At 67.1% G+C, this 19,519-nt stretch carries 17 protein-coding genes; 6 read left to right on the forward strand and 11 right to left on the reverse strand.

Going from position 1 to position 19,519, the window contains the following annotated elements; genetic code table 11:
* Positions 1 to 19: 19 nt before the first annotated feature.
* Positions 20 to 913 (reverse strand): oxygenase MpaB family protein, encoded by an 894-nt coding sequence (locus tag EV580_RS21355; RefSeq protein WP_166654814.1) that lies wholly within the window; start codon positions 911 to 913, stop codon positions 20 to 22.
* 85 nt (positions 914 to 998) lie between these two features.
* On the opposite strand from EV580_RS21355, the gene EV580_RS21360 reads away from it, so the two are divergent.
* Positions 999 to 1,619: a TetR/AcrR family transcriptional regulator gene (locus tag EV580_RS21360; protein ID WP_133693347.1), complete on the forward strand. Its 621-nt coding sequence runs from the start codon at positions 999 to 1,001 to the stop codon at positions 1,617 to 1,619.
* Here EV580_RS21360 and EV580_RS21365 read toward each other — a convergent pair.
* Positions 1,616 to 2,194: a VOC family protein gene (locus EV580_RS21365; RefSeq protein WP_133694116.1), complete on the reverse strand. Its 579-nt coding sequence runs from the start codon at positions 2,192 to 2,194 to the stop codon at positions 1,616 to 1,618. The genes EV580_RS21360 and EV580_RS21365 overlap by 4 nt on opposite strands.
* Positions 2,195 to 2,314: 120 nt before the next feature.
* Here EV580_RS21365 and EV580_RS21370 point away from each other — a divergent pair, with 120 nt between their 5' ends.
* The 4 genes from EV580_RS21370 to EV580_RS21385 all read left to right on the forward strand — a co-directional run bounded on the left by EV580_RS21370 (position 2,315) and on the right by EV580_RS21385 (position 7,972).
* Positions 2,315 to 3,436 carry an alpha/beta hydrolase gene (locus EV580_RS21370; RefSeq protein WP_133693349.1) on the forward strand — a complete coding sequence of 374 codons (1,122 nt, stop codon included), beginning with the start codon at positions 2,315 to 2,317 and terminating at the stop codon, positions 3,434 to 3,436.
* Positions 3,412 to 4,398 carry a 2-hydroxyacid dehydrogenase gene (locus EV580_RS21375; protein ID WP_286171735.1) on the forward strand — a complete coding sequence of 329 codons (987 nt, stop codon included), beginning with the start codon at positions 3,412 to 3,414 and terminating at the stop codon, positions 4,396 to 4,398. The genes EV580_RS21370 and EV580_RS21375 overlap by 25 nt, the downstream gene beginning before the upstream one ends.
* Positions 4,376 to 5,704 (forward strand): MFS transporter, encoded by a 1,329-nt coding sequence (locus tag EV580_RS21380; RefSeq protein ID WP_133693350.1) that lies wholly within the window; start codon positions 4,376 to 4,378, stop codon positions 5,702 to 5,704. The genes EV580_RS21375 and EV580_RS21380 overlap by 23 nt, the downstream gene beginning before the upstream one ends.
* A gap of 69 nt (positions 5,705 to 5,773) precedes the next feature.
* Positions 5,774 to 7,972 (forward strand): acyl-CoA dehydrogenase family protein, encoded by a 2,199-nt coding sequence (locus EV580_RS21385; protein ID WP_133693352.1) that lies wholly within the window; start codon positions 5,774 to 5,776, stop codon positions 7,970 to 7,972.
* Positions 7,973 to 8,020: 48 nt separating this feature from the next.
* Here the strand turns inward: EV580_RS21385 and fadD2 are convergent, their stop codons facing one another.
* Entirely contained in the window at positions 8,021 to 9,700 is a 1,680-nt protein-coding gene (gene fadD2 / locus EV580_RS21390) for a long-chain-fatty-acid--CoA ligase FadD2 (protein ID WP_133693354.1), read from the reverse strand.
* A 58-nt stretch (positions 9,701 to 9,758) separates the two neighbouring features.
* On the opposite strand from fadD2, the gene ligD reads away from it, so the two are divergent.
* Complete coding sequence (ligD, locus tag EV580_RS21395; protein ID WP_133693356.1) at positions 9,759 to 10,970, forward strand: non-homologous end-joining DNA ligase; 1,212 nt, start codon at positions 9,759 to 9,761, stop codon at positions 10,968 to 10,970.
* Positions 10,971 to 11,027: 57 nt separating this feature from the next.
* On the opposite strand, the gene EV580_RS21400 is transcribed toward ligD, so the two are convergent.
* The 8 genes from EV580_RS21400 to EV580_RS21435 all read right to left on the reverse strand — a co-directional run bounded on the left by EV580_RS21400 (position 11,028) and on the right by EV580_RS21435 (position 19,517).
* Entirely contained in the window at positions 11,028 to 13,100 is a 2,073-nt protein-coding gene (locus tag EV580_RS21400; protein ID WP_166654815.1) for a YncE family protein, read from the reverse strand.
* A gap of 608 nt (positions 13,101 to 13,708) precedes the next feature.
* On the reverse strand, positions 13,709 to 14,431 hold the full coding sequence (locus tag EV580_RS21405; RefSeq protein ID WP_133693360.1) for a siderophore-interacting protein: 723 nt from the start codon (positions 14,429 to 14,431) through the stop codon (positions 13,709 to 13,711).
* A 13-nt stretch (positions 14,432 to 14,444) separates the two neighbouring features.
* Positions 14,445 to 15,308, reverse strand: a complete 864-nt coding sequence (eccE, locus tag EV580_RS21410; protein WP_133693362.1) for a type VII secretion protein EccE — start codon at positions 15,306 to 15,308, stop codon at positions 14,445 to 14,447.
* Positions 15,305 to 16,678 carry a type VII secretion-associated serine protease mycosin gene (mycP, locus tag EV580_RS21415; RefSeq protein WP_133694120.1) on the reverse strand — a complete coding sequence of 458 codons (1,374 nt, stop codon included), beginning with the start codon at positions 16,676 to 16,678 and terminating at the stop codon, positions 15,305 to 15,307. Before mycP ends, eccE begins: the two co-directional genes overlap by 4 nt.
* Entirely contained in the window at positions 16,675 to 18,069 is a 1,395-nt protein-coding gene (eccD, locus tag EV580_RS21420; RefSeq protein ID WP_133693364.1) for a type VII secretion integral membrane protein EccD, read from the reverse strand. Before eccD ends, mycP begins: the two co-directional genes overlap by 4 nt.
* 18 nt (positions 18,070 to 18,087) lie before the next feature.
* The gene (locus tag EV580_RS21425; RefSeq protein WP_133693366.1) at positions 18,088 to 18,933 is read right to left on the reverse strand and encodes an ESX secretion-associated protein EspG; all 846 of its coding nucleotides are present in this window, start codon (positions 18,931 to 18,933) and stop codon (positions 18,088 to 18,090) included.
* Positions 18,934 to 18,936: 3 nt separating this feature from the next.
* The gene (locus tag EV580_RS21430) at positions 18,937 to 19,224 is read right to left on the reverse strand and encodes a WXG100 family type VII secretion target (protein ID WP_133693368.1); all 288 of its coding nucleotides are present in this window, start codon (positions 19,222 to 19,224) and stop codon (positions 18,937 to 18,939) included.
* Complete coding sequence (locus EV580_RS21435; RefSeq protein ID WP_133693370.1) at positions 19,224 to 19,517, reverse strand: type VII secretion protein EsxS; 294 nt, start codon at positions 19,515 to 19,517, stop codon at positions 19,224 to 19,226. Before EV580_RS21435 ends, EV580_RS21430 begins: the two co-directional genes overlap by 1 nt.
* Positions 19,518 to 19,519: the final 2 nt, after the last annotated feature.

Consider the following 19,519-nt stretch of genomic DNA (forward strand, 5'->3'; position numbering starts at 1 on the left):
AAAACGTCAGCTCAGCTTGTCACACCAACGGGCGCCCGGTCCGCATGCGCCAATCCAGATCGCGCAGCAGCAAATTGAACGGGAACTCACGGAGGAATTTCGGTGTCAGGTTGTTGACGAATCGGATGCGCGCCATCAAACGGTCGAATTTTCGCTGCATGTCCGCGTTCCACTCCAGTTGCATCTCCTCGCGGAAGCGCTGCGGCAGGAACCCCGTCGTGATGAGGAGGTTGAATCGCTCGATCGCCTGCTGCCCCGGCACGCGAACCCCGCGGATCCGGGACACCGCGAAGGGGTACAGATATTCGCGGATGGTGTCGTCGATGTGGATCTTGTCCAGCGACTCCTGCCAGTACTTGTCGAACGCGGCCCGGTCGGCAGGCCACATCTCGAGGGGCACCTGCAAGGTGGTGGCCAACGCTGAGCTCTCCTGATACAAGCGGTCTGCGGTCTCGTCGTCGGCCTCACCGATGAACACCCGGGCGATGTCGACCCCGCCCTTGTAGAGGCAGGCTGCCACCCAGAGCTGGAGATCCTTGTCGAAGGCGTTGTACTGCACCGGGCTGTCGGGGGTCGAGTACACCTGCGCATGCGATTTGTTGACCGCGCGACGGTAGGCCTTCTTCTGCTCGTCGGTACCGCGGCCGGCCACCGCCAGATAGGTGAACGTCGTCCGCGCCCGCTTCACCGGGTGCAGGTCGGCGCGTCCGCTGTGGACCCGGCTCTCCTTGACGCCGTATCCGACCCCTGGTCGGGCCAGTTCCATGATGATGTTGGCCGGGCCGGCCAGCAGCGCCACGCCCATCAGGCCGTCGTCGAAGCTCGGCCCCCGCTTGCGGCGGCGCCGCGTGGGGATGGCCGGCGCGCTCACCCCGCGATCGACGTGACTGATGACCGGCTCGCGGATCGTCACAATGCGCCACCTATCCTGATCAAAATCTGACAACAGATGTTTCCGAATATTGCCGCCCTGGCCACAGCAATGTCAAGATGGGCTAATGACGCAGGCACGCCCGTATGGCGGCGTCGACGCCGCCGATCGGCTGGCTCGGCGCCGGGCGCGGCTGCTGCAGGCCGGGCTGGAACTGCTGGGCAGCGATGTCGACCCGGCTGAGCTGACCGTTCGTGGCATCTGCCGAGAGGCCGGCGTCGCCACCCGCTACTTCTACGAGAGCTTCACCGACAAGGACGAGTTCGTCGCGGCGGTGTTCGACTGGGTGGTCGCCGAGCTGGCGGCCACCACCCAAGCCGCGGTGGCCACCGCCCCGGTCGACGCGCAGAACCGAGCGGCCATGGCCAATATCGTGCGGACCATCGAGCTCGATCCCCGGGTCGGACGGCTGATGTTCAGCTCGCAGCTGTCCAACGCCACGGTGGTCCGCAAGCGACAGGAGTCCGGCGCGCTGTTCGCCATGCTGTCGGGCCAGCATGTCGAGGCGCTGCTGCACCGTCCGGCCAACGACCGGATCAAGGCGTTCGCGCACTTCGTCGTCGGAGGTGTCGGCCAGACGATCAGCGCGTGGCTGGGTGGCGCGATCACACTCACGCCGAACGAACTCGCCGATCAGCTGACCGCGATCATCGACGAACTCGGTGATCCTCGGTTGTTCCGGGACTAGTTGGCAGCGATCGGCAGTCTGCGGTCGGCTGCGGTCTTGGGCTGCGTCGTAGCCTCGTGGTCGGTGAATTCCCTGGTCCAGCAAGCAAACTCAAGGACGATGCCGTCGGGGTCCAGGAAGTAGAACGACCGCACGTACACCCCCGGATGAAGCTCGCGTGTGGACCCGCGGGGGCTGTCGTCATGGTTGAGCACCGGCCCGACCCGCACGCCCTTCTCCTTGAGCCGAGCGCGGTACTCGTCGAACTTCTCCTCCGGCACGTGGAAGGCCAGGTGGTTCATCGAACCCACCGCGCTGACGATCGAGCCCAATCCGGGCAGCGCCGCGGGTGTGGTGCTGCCGACCGTGCCGTCGGGCGCCTCGGCGAACCAGAAAAACGCCACGCAATCGCCGTTGCCCGCGTCGAAAAAGAAATGCTGCCCCATGTCGTCGGGCAATTCGAGCGACTTTACCAGCGGCATACCCAGCACATTCGTGTAGAAATCGACGGTGCGTTCCATGTCGGCGCACACCAGCGCGACGTGGTTGATTCCGCCGAGCTCGAATTCCGAGTTGGTGTTGTGCGGCTTGATCATGTCGTGCCCCCACAGGTACTGGTCGACTCTCCCCACCGAACGTAACACCGGATTCAGGCGTGTACGTCGACGCTGACGAATATCGTCTCCTCAGCGTTCTACCGTGAGGAGGCCACCCCTATGCCCACCCCCGGAGTCGTCCGCGAGTTCATCGGGGTCTCCTCACCCACCGCGCGCCGGGCCGGTGCCGGCGGACATCCCTGCCAGGGCCTCTACCACCGGGGCGTGGGCCGCAAGCCCAAGGTCGCCGTCATCGCCACCCACTACCAGATCGACTTCTCCGAGCACTACCTCGCCGATTACCTGGCCACCCGCGGCATCGGCTTCCTCGGCTGGAACACCCGCTTCCGCGGCTTCGAGAGCAGCTTCCTGCTCGACCACGCCTTGGTCGACATCGGTGTCGGGGTGCGCTGGCTGCGCGAGATCCAAGGCGTGGAAACGGTGCTGCTACTCGGCAATTCGGGCGGCGGCTCACTGATGGCCGCCTATCAGTCGCAGGCCGTCGACCCGAATGTCACACCGCTGGAAGGGATGCGGCCCGCCGCCGGGCTGGCCGAGCTGCCGCCGGCCGACGGCTACATCGCCAGCGCTGCCCACCCCGGCCGGCCCGAGGTGCTGACAGCCTGGATGGACGCCGCCGTCGTCGACGAAAACGACCCGGTCGTCAGCGATCCCACCTTGGACCTGTTCGACGAGAACAACGGCCCACCGTTCTCCGCCGATTTCATCGCCCGCTACCGCTCGGCCCAGGTCGCCCGCAACCATGCGATCACCGACTGGGCCGAGACCGAACTCAAACGGGTACAGGCCGCCGGCTTCTCCGACCGCCCGTTCACCGTGATGCGCACCTGGGCCGACCCGCGCATGGTCGACCCGTCGATCGAGCCGACACATCGTCAGCCCAACCTCTGCTACGCGGGCGTGCCGGCCAAGGCCAACCGCTCCCCTCATGGCATCGCGGCCGCCTGCACGCTGCGCAACTGGCTGGGCATGTGGAGCCTGAAGACCGCCCAGACCCGCGCCGAACCGCATCTGGCTCGCGTCACCGTCCCGGCGCTGGTGATCAACGCCCACCAGGACACCGGTGTGTTCCCATCGGACGCCGAGCGGATCTTCGGTGCGCTCGCCAGCACCGACAAGTCGCAGTGCTCGATCGACACCGACCATTACTTCACCACCCCGGGCGCGCGCAGCGAGCAGGCTGACACGATTGTGAAGTGGATCCACAAACGGTGGCGGTAAGAGTCCTGGCGCATTTCCTCCCCAGCCAGAGCGTGCTGGACCTCGTTGGGCCGGAATCGGATTGGCTCGATGTCCGATGGTGTCACGAGGACGACGACGAGACTCTGCACCGCGAACTTCCCGACGCGGAAGTGATCTGGCACGTACTGCGCCCACTGTCCGGCGATGACCTTCGCCTCGGATCGCGGCTGCGCCTGGTGCACAAGCTCGGTGCGGGGGTCAACACCATCGATGTCGACACCGCGACCGAACTGGGGATCGCAGTCGCCAACATGCCGGGCGCCAACGCCCCCTCGGTCGCCGAAGGGGCGGTGCTGCTCATGCTGGCCGCCCTGCGGCGGCTGCCGGAACTGGACCGCACCACCCGGCAGGGTCTGGGATGGCCGACGGATGCCAGCCTCGGCGAGACGGTGCGCGATATCGGCAGCTGCACTGTGGGATTGGTGGGCTACGGCAATATCGCCAAGCGGGTCGAGCAGATCGTGCGCGCGATGGGCGGCACCGTCCTGCACACCAACACCGCCGACGACGGCACCGGCACCTGGCGGCCGCTGCCCGAGCTTCTCGCCGAATGCGACATCGTGAGCCTGCACCTGCCGCTCACACCGGCCACGGACAAGCTCATCGACGCGTCCGCGCTGGCCGCGATGAAGCCGCATGCGGTGTTGGTCAACACTTCTCGCGGCGGCGTCGTCGACGAACCCGCGCTCGTCGACGCGCTGCGGGATGGTCGGCTGGCCGCGGCCGGACTGGACGTGTTCACCGAAGAACCTGTCGCTGCGGACAATCCGCTGCTGCGCCTCGACAACGTCGTCGTCACCCCACACGTCACGTGGCTCACCGCGGATACGATGCGGCGCTACCTGGGCCACGCCATCGACAACTGCCGCCGCCTGTATGAGGGCCGCGACCTGGTCAACGTCGTCAACGGGAGGCAAGATGTCCGTCGTTTCGACCGGTGAGAAATCACTGGAGTCGCGCACCCTGCGCAAGGTCATCATCCGCATCGTGCCGTTCCTGATGGCGCTGTATTTCGTCAACTACCTCGACCGCACCAACCTCGGCATCGCCAAAGCCGATATCAGCGAGCACCTCCAGCTCACCGCCAGCATGTTCGGACTGGCGTCAGGCATCTTCTTCATCGGCTACGTGCTCGTCGAGGTGCCGTCCAACCTGGCTCTGGAGAGGTTCGGCGCGCGCCGGTGGATCGCCCGTATCGCGGTGTCGTGGGGAATCGTCGCGGTAGCAATCGGATTCGCGCCCAACGCGGCCACCCTGCTGGTGCTGCGGTTCCTGCTCGGGGTGGCCGAGGCCGGCCTGTTTCCCGGCGTGATCTTCTACCTCACCCGCTGGTTCCCCGGCGCCTACCGCGCCCGGATCGTTGCGATGTTCATGATGGCCAGCCCGATCGCCGCAGCCGTCGGAACACCGGTGGCGGCGTGGATGATCCAGGCCGGCGAGGGACTGTTCGGACTGGCTGGCTGGCAATTCATGATGGTCGGCGTCGGCCTGCCCGCCATCATTCTGGGCATCATCTGCTGGTTCTATCTCACCGACCGTCCGGCCGATGCGCACTGGCTGCAGCCCGACGAACGACAGTGGTTGATCGACGTGCTGGCCCGCGAAGAGCAAGATGTCGCAGGCACTTTCGAATTTCCGCTGCGCCGCGCGCTGACCAGTCCGCGGATCTGGGCGCTCTCACTGGTCTACTTCGGTGTCGCGTACGGTCTGTACGCGCTGGCGTTCTTCCTGCCGTCGATCATCTCCGACTTCAAGAAGATGTTCGACGTGCACCTGTCGATCGTGCAGGTCGGCCTGATCACCGCGGTGCCCTACACCTGCGCGGCGATCGCCATGTATCTGTGGTCCCGCCACGCCGACCGCACCCGTGAGCACGTCTGGCACGTCGCCATCCCAATGGGGCTGGGCGGCTTGGCGATTCCAGTCGCGTTGTATCTGCACAGCCCGGTGTTGGTGATGATCCCGGTGTGCATCGCGGCGATGGGCGTGTTCTCCGCGATCCCCAGTTTCTGGGCGCTGCCCGCGCAGTTCCTGACCGGTGCGGCCGCGGCCGGCGGGATCGGCCTGATCAACTCGATCGGCAATCTCGGTGGGTTCGCCGCGCCCTACGCCACCGGTGCGCTCAACCAGTTCACCGGCAGCGACAAGGCCGGGATGTGGGCGGTCGGCATCATCATGCTCGTGTCGGCGGTCGTGGTGGTGGTCTTGCGTGCCACCCCGCAACGGGACGGGCGGCCGGACAGGTAGCCTGGCTCCCAACCCACCGGTTAATTGGTCGACGTTTGATCGGCCGACACATCAGGGAAGGCACCCACCATGCCCATCGCGATCACACCCGAGCACAATGACCTCGCGGATTCGGTGAAGTCCCTGGTCGCGCGGGTGGCGCCGTCGGAAGTCCTGCACGCGGCCCTGGAAACCCCGGTGCCGAACCCGCCGCCGTACTGGAAGGCCGCGGCCGAGCAGGGGCTGCACGGTCTACACCTCGCCGAGGCGGTCGACGGGCAGGGCTTCGGCCTCCTGGAACTGGCGATCGTGATCGCCGAGTTCGGCTATGGCGCGGTGCCGGGGCCCTTCGTCCCGTCGGCGATCGCCAGCGCGCTGATCTCGGCGCACGATCCCGACGCCAAGCTGCTGACCCAGCTGGCGTCCGGTGAGCTGATCGCGACGTGCGCGCTGGAGTCCGGTCTGACCGCGACCCGCCAAGACCACACCCTCGTCATCCGCGGCGAAGCCCGCTCGGTGGTCGCCGGTGCGCAAGCCTCGATCCTGGTGCTGCCGGTCGCCATCGACAGCGGCGTCGAATGGGTGATCCTCGATGCCGCCCACCTGGAGATCGAACCGGTCGAGTCGGTGGACCATCTGCGGCCGGTGGCCCATGTGCGCGCCAACGCCGTCGAGGTCACCGAGGACCAGGTGCTCTCCAATCTGTCCCAGCCTGCCGGGCGAGCGATCGTCACGACGCTGCTGTCGGCCGAAGCTGTCGGCATTGCCCGCTGGGCCACCGACACCGCCGCGGCCTACGCGAAGATCCGCGAACAGTTCGGTCGCCCGATCGGCCAGTTCCAGGCCATCAAGCACAAGTGCGCGGAGATGATCGCCACCACCGAGCGGGCCACCGCCGCGGTCTGGGACGCTGCCCGCGCCCTCGACGAGGCCGCCGAAAAGTCTTGGGACAACGAACAAACCGCCTACCAGTTTGCCGCCGCGGTAGCCGCCAGCCTGGCACCGGACGCCGCTCAGCACTGCGCGCAGGACTGCATCCAGGTGCACGGCGGTATCGGCTTCACCTGGGAGCACGACACCAACGTGTACTACCGCCGCACGCTGGGCCTGGTCGCCGCCTTCGGGCGCACGAACGAGTACCAGCAGAAGGTGTTCGACACCGCCACCAGCACCGGTATGCGGGCGATCAACATCGACCTCGACCCCGAGACCGAGCAGCTGCGCGCCGAGATCCGGGCAGAAGTCGCGGCGCTCAAGGCAATTCCGCGCGAGGAGCGCAAGGCCGCGATCGCCGAGGCCGGCTGGGTGCAGCCGCACCTGCCCAAGCCCTGGGGCCGCGACGCCAAGCCCATCGAGCAGATCATCATCGCCCAGGAGTTCACCGCCGGTCAGGTCAAGCGTCCGCAGATGGGCATCGCGGCGTGGTTGATCCCGTCCATCGTGGCGTTCGGCAACGAGGAGCAGAAGCAGCGCTTCCTGCCGCCGACGTTCCGCGGCGAAATGATCTGGTGCCAGCTGTTTTCCGAGCCCGGCGCCGGATCCGACCTGGCCAGCTTGACCACCAAGGCCACCAAGGTCGACGGCGGCTGGCGGATCACCGGCCAGAAGATCTGGACCACCGGCGCCCAGTACGCGCGGTGGGGTGCGCTACTGGCAAGAACGAATCCCACCGCACCGAAGCACAACGGCATCAGCTACTTCCTGCTCGACATGCAGAGCGAGGGCGTGGAGGTCAAACCGCTTCGTGAGCTCACCGGGCACGCGATGTTCAACACCGTGTTCATCGACGACGTGTTCGTTCCCGACGAGCTGGTACTCGGCGAGGTGGATCGCGGCTGGGAAGTCAGCCGCAATACCCTGACTGCCGAACGGGTTTCGATCGGTAGCAGTGAGCCAGGGTTCCTGGCCAACCTCGACGGATTCGTCGACTTCGTCAGCGGCGGGCACTTCGACCAGATCGGCCATCACCGGGCCGGCGAGCTGATCGCCGAAGGGCACGCGGCCAAGCTGCTGAACCTGCGCTCGACGCTGCTGACCCTGGCAGGCGGTGACGCGATGCCGTCGGCGGCGATCTCCAAGCTGCTCTCGATGCGCACCGGGCAGGGGTATGCCGAATTCGCGGTGTCGTCGTTCGGTATCGACGGTGCCATCGGCGATCCCGAAGCGCTTCAAGGCAAGTGGGCAGAATGGCTGCTGGGCAGCCGGTCGACCACCATCTACGGCGGCACGTCTGAGGTGCAGCTCAACATCATCGCCGAGCGACTGCTCGGCCTGCCCCGCGACCCGTAGCGATTTCGGCGCGTTTTCGTTCGCCCAGCGAACGAAAACGCGCCCAAATCACTGGAGTTCGATCTCGCGCAGCTCCCGCTTCAGAATCTTGCCGGTCGGGTTGCGCGGCAGCTCGCTGAGGAACACCACCTCGCGCGGAACCTTGTAGCGCGCAAGGTGTTCGCGCACATAGTTCTTGACCGCGTCCTCGCTGAGTTCGGCTTGGTCGCGCAGCACTACGAACGCCCGCAGTCGGGCACCCCAGTCGGGATCGTCCACGCCGAGCGCGGTCGCCTCGACGACGTCGGGATGGCCGCTGATGAGATCCTCGACCTCGGCCGGGAAAACGTTCTCCCCGCCGGACACGATCATCTCGTCGTCACGCCCGCTGACGAACAGCAGGCCGTTGTGGTCGAAATAGCCGACGTCACCAGACGACATCAGCCCGTCGATGATCTGCTTGTGCCCGCCACCGGTGTAACCCTCGAACGGGAAACTGTTGCCGACGAAGATCCGGCCGACCTCACCCTGCGGTACCTCGTTGCCATTCTCGTCGAGGATCTTGATCGTCACACCCCTGACGACCGGACCGACCGTGGCCGGATTCATCTGCAGATCCTTCGGACCCGCGATGGTGGCCAGCGCGACTTCCGTTGAGCCGTAAAGGTTGTAGATCACCGGACCGAGATCCTTCAGCGCCCGCGTCGCCAGCTCCGCGCCCAGTTGCGAGCCCGATACGAACACGATCCGCAGCGACGACAGATCCGGCTTGGTCTCCATGGCCTCCAAGGCATCGAGCATGCGCGACAACATGACCGGCACGACGACGATCGCGGTGACCTTGTGGGTCTCGATGTCCTCAAGCACGGTCGCGGGCTTGAACTTTCGGTGCAGCACCAGCGTCGAGCCCAGCGTCAGCGCGATCGTGGCGTGCAGATAGCCCAGCGCATGGAACATCGGCGACGGCAGCGAGGTGACCTCACCGGCGCGGAACGGTACCGCCGAGAGCACACCGCCGATCGGCGCCAGGGTCGGCGGTGTGTTCCGCGTGGCACCCTTGGGTGTCCCGGTGGTGCCGCTGGTGAGGATGACGATCGACGACCGCTTGGTGACCTTCGGCGCCGGGTCGCTCGGGGTTCGGGCGATCAGGTCGGCAAGGGTTTCGTCGGTGCTACCCGACGGCTCGTCTTTGTCAGGATTGGTGCCCAGTGCGCGCAGCTTGCCCAGTGGCGGCTCGGCCAACTGCACGGCTTCGGAGTACTCGTCGTCGTAGATGATCAGCTTGGCGCCCTCGCGTTCGGAGACGTCCCTGATCTGTGGTCCGGAGAACTCGGTGTTCAGCATGATGGTGCGGGCGCCCACCCGGGCGGCGCCATAGTTGGCGATCACGAACCAGCGGTGGTTGCGGGCCAGGATGGCCACCCCGTCGCCACCTTTGACGCCCTTGGCCACCAGAGCGTTGGCCACCGCGTGGGCGGCCTCGTCGAGCTCCTTGTAGGTCATCGACCCTTCGTCGTCGACGATCGCCACCTTGGTGGGGGTGCGACGGGCATTGAGCGCCGGGACCATGCCGATCTCGCCCCACCGGCGGATGTCGGCCACCATCGAGACGAGGTTCTGCGGATGCTCGAGCCGGAAGGCCCCCGACTCGATCATCTTGAACAAATAGTGCAGCTCAGAGGAGCCGCGTTCGGCCAACTGCTGCGCCTTGGCCAACGCCTGGGCAGGCAGATCCATGAGACTGGGCATGGCCCCAACACTATGTGACGTGGGTCGCACCCAGGACGGAACGGCCGGCCTAATTACCATGGCCACCATGGAGGTGAACGGCCGCCAGGTCACCGTCAGCCATCCCGACAAAGTGGTCTTTCCCGCGGCCGGCGGACGCGATCCGGTGACCAAGTTGGACCTCATCACCTACTACCTGGCCGTCGCCGACGGCGCGCTGCACGGTGTCGTCGATCGGCCGATGATCCTCAAGCGTTTCGTCAAGGGCATCACCGAAGAGGCCATCTTCCAGAAGCGTGCCCCCGAGAAGCGTCCGGACTGGATCGAGGTCGCCGAGCTGCGCTACGCGAGGGGAACGTCAGCCAAGGAGGCGGTGCTGCACGACGCGGCCGGGTTGGTCTGGGCGGTCAATCTCGGGTGCGTCGATCTCAATCCGCATCCGGTCCGCTCGGGTGACCTCGACCATCCTGACGAGCTGCGTATCGACCTCGACCCGATGCCCGGCATCGAGTGGGCCCAGATTCTGGACGTGGCGCAGGTGGCACGTGAGGTCCTGGAGGATCACGGGCTGACGGCGTGGCCGAAAACCTCCGGATCGCGCGGCTTTCACATCTACGCCCGGATCGCACCGAACTGGCCGTTCAAGCAGGTGCGGCTGGCCGCGGAGACCGTCGCACGCGAGGTGCACCGCCGCGCGCCGGAGCTGGCGACGAGCCAGTGGTGGAAAGAGGAACGCGGAGAGCGGGTGTTCGTCGACTTCAACCAGAACGCCAAGGACCGCACCGTCGCGTCGGCCTATTCCGTGCGAGCCACCCCGGACGCCCGGGTGTCGACGCCGCTCACCTGGGACGAGGTACCCGGGTGCCGTGCCGAAAGCTTCACCATCGCGACGGTCCCGGCCCGGTTCGCCGAACGGGGCGACCCGTGGGAATCGATGGACGACTCGGTCGGTTCGCTGGACGCCCTGCTGCGGCTGGCCGAAGAACTCGGGCCCGCGGAGAAACCGCCGAAGGGCAACAAGCCGCTGATCGAGATCGCGCGCACGAAGACGCGTGACGAAGCGCTTGCGGCACTGGACGTTTGGCGTGCTCGCTACCCCGCGGCCGCACAGGTGCTCCAACCAACCGACGTGCTTGTCGACGGCATGCGCGGGCCGAGTTCGATTTGGTATCGCATCCGGATCAATCTCGAGCACGTGCCCGAGGCTGCGCGTCCGGTGCAAGAGCCACTGATCGCGGATTACAGCCCGTGGGAAGGATATTCGGGCCGTCAGGCGCCTTCGGCCCAGTAGGGCTAGCGTCGCTCCTCCGTGCCACTGAAAACGATTGTGCCCGTGACGATCCCCGGGTCAAGCGGCCGATGGTGCACCAGACAGTGAGATCACCGAGACGCTGCCGTCGGATACGATGTCGCCCAAGTTGACCACATAGGCATATGTGCCGTCAGGACTGACGGCGACGCCGTATGGATAGCTGCCATCCACAGAAATGGTTGAGGTGAGCACGTTGGTGGCGGTGTCGATCACCGACATGCTGCCGCTACCCGAACCGCCACCGGTGACATACAGGTGGGAGCCGTCGGGGCTGAGGGTCAGACCCTGACCCAGGACCGAGTCCGGCACGGTGAACATGGCGGCGACGGTGCCGGTGGCTGTGTTCACCACCGACACGGAGCTGTTGCCGCCCGCATAGACGTGGTCGCCGTCGGGGCTGATCCGGACTGACGAAGCGTTCGCGTACACCGGCAATCCGACGGTGGAGGTCACGGTGTTGGTCGCCGTATCGATCGCCACCAGCTTCGCATCTTCGCCATTGTTGTAGACACCGGCATAAGCGATGGCGCCGCTGGGGCTGACGGCCACACCCCCGACGCCGAGGTCACTGACCGTGACAGTCGTGGTGACGGCGTTCGTGGCAGTGTCGATCACTTGCACGATGCCGCTGGGGGCAGCCCAGTCATAGTTGGTGACGTAGACGGACCGGCCATCGGGATTGACCGCAATCGACACCGGATTGCCGCCAACGGCGATGTCAGCGACGACGGTGCCGGTGACGGTGTCGACCACCGACACGGTGCCGGAGCCGGTGTAGTAGCCGTAGTTGGCGACGTACACGTAGGCGCCATTGGGGGTGACGGCCACCGCACCAGGAACCGTGCCGACCGGAGTGCTGTCGATGACGGTGTTGGTGGCCGTGTCGATGACTTTCAGCGCGCCGTTCACCGGGACGTTCCTGTCCCCGACATAGTCGGTGGTGGTGACGTACGCACGGGCGCCGTCGGGGCTGAAGGCGACGGCCAGCGCCTCGGTGCCGAGTGCGATCGTTCCGGCGACCGTGGGCGCATCACTGCTGGGGATGGGCACGGCGGGAACGGGCACCGTGATGATTTGGCCACCGACGTTGCCGCTGGTGTTCGTGGCGAGAATGTAAACGTGATCAGTGCTGCCCGGTGTGGCAGTGCTCGCCGGGATGTACGTGAATGCGCCGGTGGCAGTGTCGACGGTGACGTAGCCCTCGGCGGGCGGGCCACTCATGTTGATCGAATAGGTCAAAGTCTCGCCCGCGGGATCGGTGAAAACCGCCATCCCGGTGACGCGTCCGGTGACCGGATCGGGGGTGCCCACTATCGGGGTGCCGGCGACTGGGACGGCGTCCAGCGGCAGGACCGCTACCGTCACCTGCTCGGTGATCGAGTTGGTGCCATTGGTCGCGGTCACCGTGAACATGTCGGTGGTCGACTCGGTCGCGTTCAAGCGGGCGTGGACTGTGGGCGTGTACGTGAATGACCCTGTCGCATCAACGGTTACCGCACCTGATCCCGGAGTCGTGGACACCGTATACATCAGGGTTTTACCGCCCGGGTCGGTGATATGCAATGCGCCCGTCACCACACCGGTGGTGGCGTTCGGCGCGCCGACCGTCGGCGTACCCGCGACGGGGATGTCAGCCTTCGGAAGCACCGACACGGTGACGGTTTCCATCACCGAGGCGAACCCATTCGACACGGTCACCGTGAAGGTGTCCGTCGTCGATTCCGTCGCGTTGTAGCGGGCCTGAGCCGTCGGGATGTAGGCGAATCGCCCGGCGGAGTTCACCGTCGCAGTGCCCTGGCCGGCTTGGGTGGTGACGGTGTAGGTCAAGATCTGGCCGTTGGCGCTGACGTTCAAATCCCCTTTCACCACACCGCTATTCGGATCCGGGGGTGCCGAACTCGCCGTCCCTGCGACGGGTGGCTTGATTCCGACGAGAGTCTGGAATTGCCGGAAGGCCCGCCACGACAAGGCGGCTAACGGATTGGCTGGTGCTGTTGGGCTATTCGTGTTCGCACCGAAGGCGTTGAGCACAGTCGCCACGAGTTTCAGCACGCCCCCGAACAACGACACGGCCGGACTCGCCGTCGCGGCAGCGATGGGCGCGACCACCTCTGACAGGGAACCGCCACTCAAAGCAGCGGCAGTCGGCTGGGCCGCAACCACCGTCCGCTCAACCGAATTCGATGACCTGCTATCCGAAGAGTGCGCTACGGCCAGCCGATTGGCGCTGGCGGCTAGCGGCGCCGGCTTCGGCGCGCGAGCACCGCTCGTCTGACGGAGGTCCACCAAACCTGACTGGGGCACAACCGAGTTAGCCGAACCAGTGGTGCCGCGGCCCGAAGCGGGTTTCGCGGGTGCGCTGGCATGAGGCCCCGAACTATGAACCGGTCCGGGCCTGGCCGAACCACCGGTATCCGCCAGCGCCGCCGGCGTACCCACCGTCAACGCCGCGCCTACGCCGAGCGCACCAACCGCCCCCAGCCAGGCATACGGCTCCCGCCGCGAACTCGACGAGCGCTTCGAACCACGACCAGCCATGTCGGCCCCCCGGTCACTAATTGTCAACGCCGTCAAAATAGGCGTACGCCTCCCCAACGGCGAGCGCTCGATCAAAGTTGACAGGAAACTCTCAGGAAGGGTGCTTGGTTCGACAACGCCTCGTAACGGCCCGTCCATGCCGATACAGCAAACCTCACAGGTGGAGGGTTACCCGTCGTTCAGGCCCCTTCAGCCCAGTAGGCCTGGGCCTTGATCGACGTCCGCGGGATGCGGTAGTCCTCGCGCAAGATCTTGGCGACCGCCCGGGTCGTGCGGTTATCGCAAGCGACCCAACCGAAGTGGTCCTCGGCGTCATAGGCGCCCTCGCTGACCGCCTCCACCAGTGCGGTCTCGGACGCCCTGCCGTCGATCCAGAACACCTCGGCGTTCTGCGCGACCGGCAGATCCTTGTCATCGTCGTGGACGGCGGCCAGGAACACCGTGGCCGGGACCTCTCCGATCGAGTCCAGCAGCGAGTTGATCGCCGGCAATGACGCTGTGTCACCGACGATCACATAGCCCGCAGGCGGTGGCGTGGGCAGGGCGAAACTGCTGCCGAGCACGGTCGCCCCGATCGTGTCACCGGCCTGGGCCGCAGAAGCCCACCGCGATGCGATGCCGTCATGCAGTGCGAACTCGATGTCGACGGTGTCGCCCGCCGGGTCGGGGTTCACCAGCGTGTAGCCCCGCTGGTGCAGCTTCGTTCCATCGGGGAACCACAGTCGGATCCACATCGTCGGATGAACCAGTCGATCGGCCAGCATTCCGCCGGCATTGAAGTTCAGCCGCAGGTAGTGCTCGCTGATCTGCTCGCGACCGGTCACGGTCAGTTCGTATTCGCCGGCGCCGAACAGCTTGAGCACGGCGCCCTGCCAGCCGCGCGCCGGTTTGATGTCCAGCATGTGGATCCCTTCGTCAATTGACCAGGCGCACACCCGATAACGGATGCAGCGCGGCCAGGGCATTGGCCTGCCGCCCGGTGATCGGTACCAACCCCGGCAGTTCTGCCGTTGGCCGGTCTTCGGTGCGGATCGCCGCGCCCACCCTGATGCGGTCCAGCGGCGACGTTCCCGCAAGCTCTACCACCGTCCAGGACTCGGTGGCCGCAGCGGTGGCTGCCGCCAGGGCTTCGGGAGTCTTGGCGGTGTAGGTGGTCAGATGGCCACGCGCATCGGTGACCGATTGCCACCGCTCACGCGCATCCTTCGCCACCAGATCCGGAATCTGATCGGGATCGGCAATCGTTGCCGTCCAGCCGATTTCACGCAGGTGACCGATCAGCCGGCGGGCGGCATTCTCAGCGGTCTCCCGCAGCGGTATCTGCGCCGACCTGCCCTGAAGCGCACTCAGATTCCGTGCGCCGCTGACGGTCAGTCCGATCCAGGTCGTCACATCGGTCTGGGTGGTGTGGGTGGTCACCCGCACCGAATCGCACAGCAGCCCATAGCGATCGAGGTAGCCCGCGAGCAGACGGTGCGGTAGTTCGCGGTCGCCGCTGTCGACGCGCACCAAGACCGTGGTGACCGCGTCGGCACCCGTGAAGCGCAGATCGGCCGGTGCGGCCTGAATCGGCTTACGGTGCAGCAGCACGCGAATGCGCTGGCCGATGATCGTGGTGAGGAAGCGGCCACGCCACCACAGCAGTGAGGCCACCACCACCGCGGCGGCGATGCCGAGCGCCCACCGGTCATTGGTCGACTGGTACGGGTAGGCCAGCACCGCCGACACGACGGCCAGCAGAACAACGGTCAGCCGCCAGCGGCCCGGGATACCGCTCATTCCAGATTCTCCTTACGTCTGCGCGTGACGACGGCGACGGCGGCGACAACGGCCGCGAGCACCGCGGTCCCGACGAACGCCACCGTGCGCGGCGTGTGATCGACCACTGGCGGCGGTGCCGGCGCCGCAAGGTGTTTGGTGGCTTGGGCCGGTGCGCTGTCGCTGCCGGAGTCGATGGTCCAGGTGAGGGCGCCGACCGGATCGAGGGTGCCTGCTCCGACGAGGTTCGAGGGTGCCTGCGCGCCGTTGTGAGCGGTCGCTGTCAGCCGGCGCACCACCTCGTCGGCGTGCATTCCCGGGTTGCGGCTGCGGACCAGGGCCGCCGAGCCGGCGACATACGCGGCGGCGAAACTGGTTCCGCTCAGCGGTGCCATGCCGCCGTGGCCGTCGGGCATCCCGTTGGCCAACCCGCCTGCGGCATCATTGCTCACCGACACGATGTTCTCCCCTGGCGCGGCGATGCCTACCCAGGGGCCGGCCATCGTGAAGTCGGCCGGTTGCCCTTCGGCGGTCAGTGCCGCGACGGACAAGACGTACGGCTGCCACCAGGACGGCACCGATACCGACGTCACACCTGCCCAGTTGCGGGGATCGCTCGACTGTCCCGGGGCGCCAACCGGATTCGACGCACATTGCATGCCCGGTTCGCCGGTGGTGGTGGCGCCGGAATTACCGGCGGCCGCGACGATCACGACGTCTTTGTCGATCGCGGCGTAACGCAGAGCCGCACCGAGGGTCTGCTGATCGCCGAGCCGGTCGGGTGCCAGGCACGCGGCCGTCGAGATGTTGATGACGGTGGCGCCCTGGTCGGCTGCCCGCACGACGGCGCGGGCCAGCGTCTCGATCTCCACACTGGCCTGTACCGACGCGAGATCCTTCCCGCCGGCGTTGGGCGAGAATCTCGGCGAGGTCTGCCGGATCGACAGCAGCCGCGCTCCCGGTGCGACACCGCTGAATCCGTCCGGACCGGGTTGTCCTCCGATGATCCCGGCGACGAGCGTGCCGTGACCGTCGCAGTCGGTCAGCCCATCACCTGCGGAAAGATAGTCACCGCCGCCGGTCACGTTCGGCAGCCGCGGTCCCGGCCGCACCCCGGTGTCGATGATCGCCACCGTCTGGCCCTCACCACGCGAATACTCCGCCGCACCAGCGAGATTGAGCATCGCCTGATTCGCACTCACCGCGCCCGGGTCACTACCCGGAAGTGTCCCGGTGGTCGCGCATTCGGAACGCTGGCTCATCCCCCCGGTCGGCCCTGCCGTACCCGGTGGCGGCGATGCCGCGGGGTCGGCAACGGGCGGGTCGACGGCACCGGCCACCGGAGCGGTGACCAGCAGCACCACCGCGGCAATCGCGGCGGCCCGCATCATCGATCGAGGACCCATGTGAAGATGCCGACCAGATAGACCGCCACCGGGATCAACGAGGCATCGAGGCCGGCAGCGAGGAAACCCACCAGCCGGCGCACCGGCAGCGAATACCGTTCGGCCGAAGCCGTATCCGGGTTGACGGCGACGACCACCCACACCGCCGTCAGCACGCCCAGCGCCACCACAGTCCACAGGGCCGGGACGAAGCGCTGATCCACCACGTAGGCGACCAGCAGCCCGCCCGTAACCAGGAAAGGCTGGGCCAGCAGCCAGCCCTTGCAGGCCGCGGTGTCCCACACCCTTGCGCGCAGCACTGCCGCGGCGGCGGCAGCTGCTACCAGATACCAGCCCCAGGCGCCCGGCCCTTCGGCCCGCCCGGCCACCACCAGCGAACCGGCCGAAGACAGCAGCACCGTGCCGGCGATCAGACCGGTTTGATGGGCCTCTCCGACGCGCACCCGGCGAGGCAGATCGGCCAGCACCCGAGCCGCAGGGCTCGACGGAGTTGGATCGCCGGGGGCAGGGATCACCGGCAGCGGGAAGCGGGCCCACATCGCCGCGAACCCCGGAGCCGACACGGTGATCAGCAACGCCAGCACGATCAGCGCGCACCCCACGGTCAGAGCTGGCAGCTGCCACAGCGACGTGGCCGCGGCGACCAGTAGAGAACCGACACCGACAACCGCTGTGGCGGTGAACAAACCGACGCCATCCTCCGTCTGGGTCAGGACGATCAACGACCATGCGGCCACGCCTGCGGCGGCCAGCATCACGTGCGGAGCCCCCCACAGTCCCGGCACGGCCAGCCAGAATGCTGCCGCGATCGGGAGCAGGGCCGCCGCCGACACCTGGGTGGCAAGCTGTGCCGAACGGGCGCGCAGCAGCAGCCCGGCGACCGCGGCAACGACCGCCAGCGCGCTCACCGCGTAGACACCGATCACCGAAGCGGTCGCGGCGCGATGGGCAATCGCCACCGCGGACAACGCCACCACGAACAGCGCGGCTGCCAGGCGAGCGCCCAGCTGCAGGCGATGCGGCCCCCAGGGCCGCGTCCGTGCCGCGGAGAAGATCACCGCAGCGTCGGCAATGTCCTCGACCACACCCGGGGTGCTCGGACCTGCCGGAACCGGTTGCAAGGCAAGCAGATCACCATCAACGACACCGACCGTGTCCAAGCTGGCATCCACACTGAACGGCGCGCCGCCGATCGGCGCCAGCGTCATCGGCGTTGGGATCGACGTTTCTACGTCGGAATCCGGCTGCGGTACCAGCCTTTTCACCGCGGGCAGGATCTCGCGCAGCGGCAGCTCGGCGGGCAGCGCCACGTCGGTGATCCGGCCGTACGCCAGCACGGCGACGCGCACGATCGGCAGCACCGGGGTTTCGGTCATTGTTGTTCTCTCTCTTGATCAGATTGTGTTGCTGGAGAAGTCGCGCGCCAACGAGGCGGCGGGGAACCAGCGGCCGTCGGGCAGTGTGTCGGTGAGGCGTTCGAGCGCCAGGGCGATCGCGAACGGCGTGCCGGGCGCGAAGGTCGAGAGCCATTCGCCATCATCGGTGCGTTCCGGGTTCACCAGTACCCGGCCGGCCTCCGCGTCGATGATGCCTACGCCGACCTCGCTCAGGCTGTGCACGCCGTCGCAGGCCGAGCCTGCGCGCACCTCGACATAGCTGCGCGCACCGGTGAACACCGACCGCACCACCGGGACTGCCGAGGCCGGGAGGCCCAGGTGGTCCAGGACGGCGCCGAGATCGGCTCCGGCACGCAGCCGTTCGTCGGCGCGCACCCCCACCCTGGTCGGCAGCACGAACTCGGCGAACTTCGCCGGTGGGCGACCGGGCAGGCCCGCCGTGACGACCGGGGCCAGCAGGGTGGGGTCGTTGATGTCGACGTCGGTGAACGTGACCAGCTCGCCGCTGCGCAGCGCCACGACGGTGTCGTCCCCGCGGCGGGCCACCAGCCCGCGCAGCAGGTCGGTGCCGTTGCCCCGCACATAGCGCAGCTCCAGCCACCGATCGGGCGCGCAGGCGGTGCGAATCCACCGTGCCACCTTCGGATCCAGCGAACCGTTGTCCGACATCACCCGCGTGCGGGTCAGTTCCGCGCGCAGCCGGGCCAGTGCCGCCCCGGCTTCGCGCGGCTCGATCAGGGGCGGCGTGATCGCCAACACCCAGGGGAACGAACCGGCGCCAACGCTGTCGGCGGCGAGCCAGGCAGCATCGGTGGTCAGCTCGACCGCGTTATGTGCGGCCAAGTCTCAGCCCCACTTGGCGCCTTCGGCTTGGTCGCGCGCCTGCATCGACAGCGTGTTGCTCTCGTGGGTGGTGGCCATCGCCCGGTAGGCGCGCACGAGTTCCTCCATGGCCAGGTTCCACTGGGCCTGCCAGGCCTGGTAGGTCATCCCGGTCTCGCCCTGCCAGGCGCCCTGCAGCGCCTGCTGCTCGGTGGCGATATCGGCGCCGACCGCCTGCAGTGTCCCGGCGTAGCCGGCCATATCACCGGAGTGCGCCATCATGGCCGGGTAGTTGTACATGATCTGGGACATCAGAAACCTCCGTATGTCGTTGCCGCGGCGGCATCTTCGGCGACGTAGGTGCCGCCGGCCTCGCCGAGGTTGATCTGGGCGATGTCCAGCAGCGAGTTGACCTTCGCGGCGACCTCGACGAACCGCGCGTGCGCGGCCTGGAAGGCGGCCGACGATTCGCCCATGTGGAATGCCTGGGCGGACATCGCTGCCTGCTCGGCTTGGGCGATCGTGCTGCGCATCAGCGCAGTCTTGGCGCCGAACGCGGCCTCGGCGGCCACGAGCTGCGGTATGTGGGCGTCTAGCATGCTCACTG

It is taken from the genome of Mycobacterium sp. BK086 (genome assembly GCA_004362315.1).
Classification (GTDB): domain Bacteria; phylum Actinomycetota; class Actinomycetes; order Mycobacteriales; family Mycobacteriaceae; genus Mycobacterium.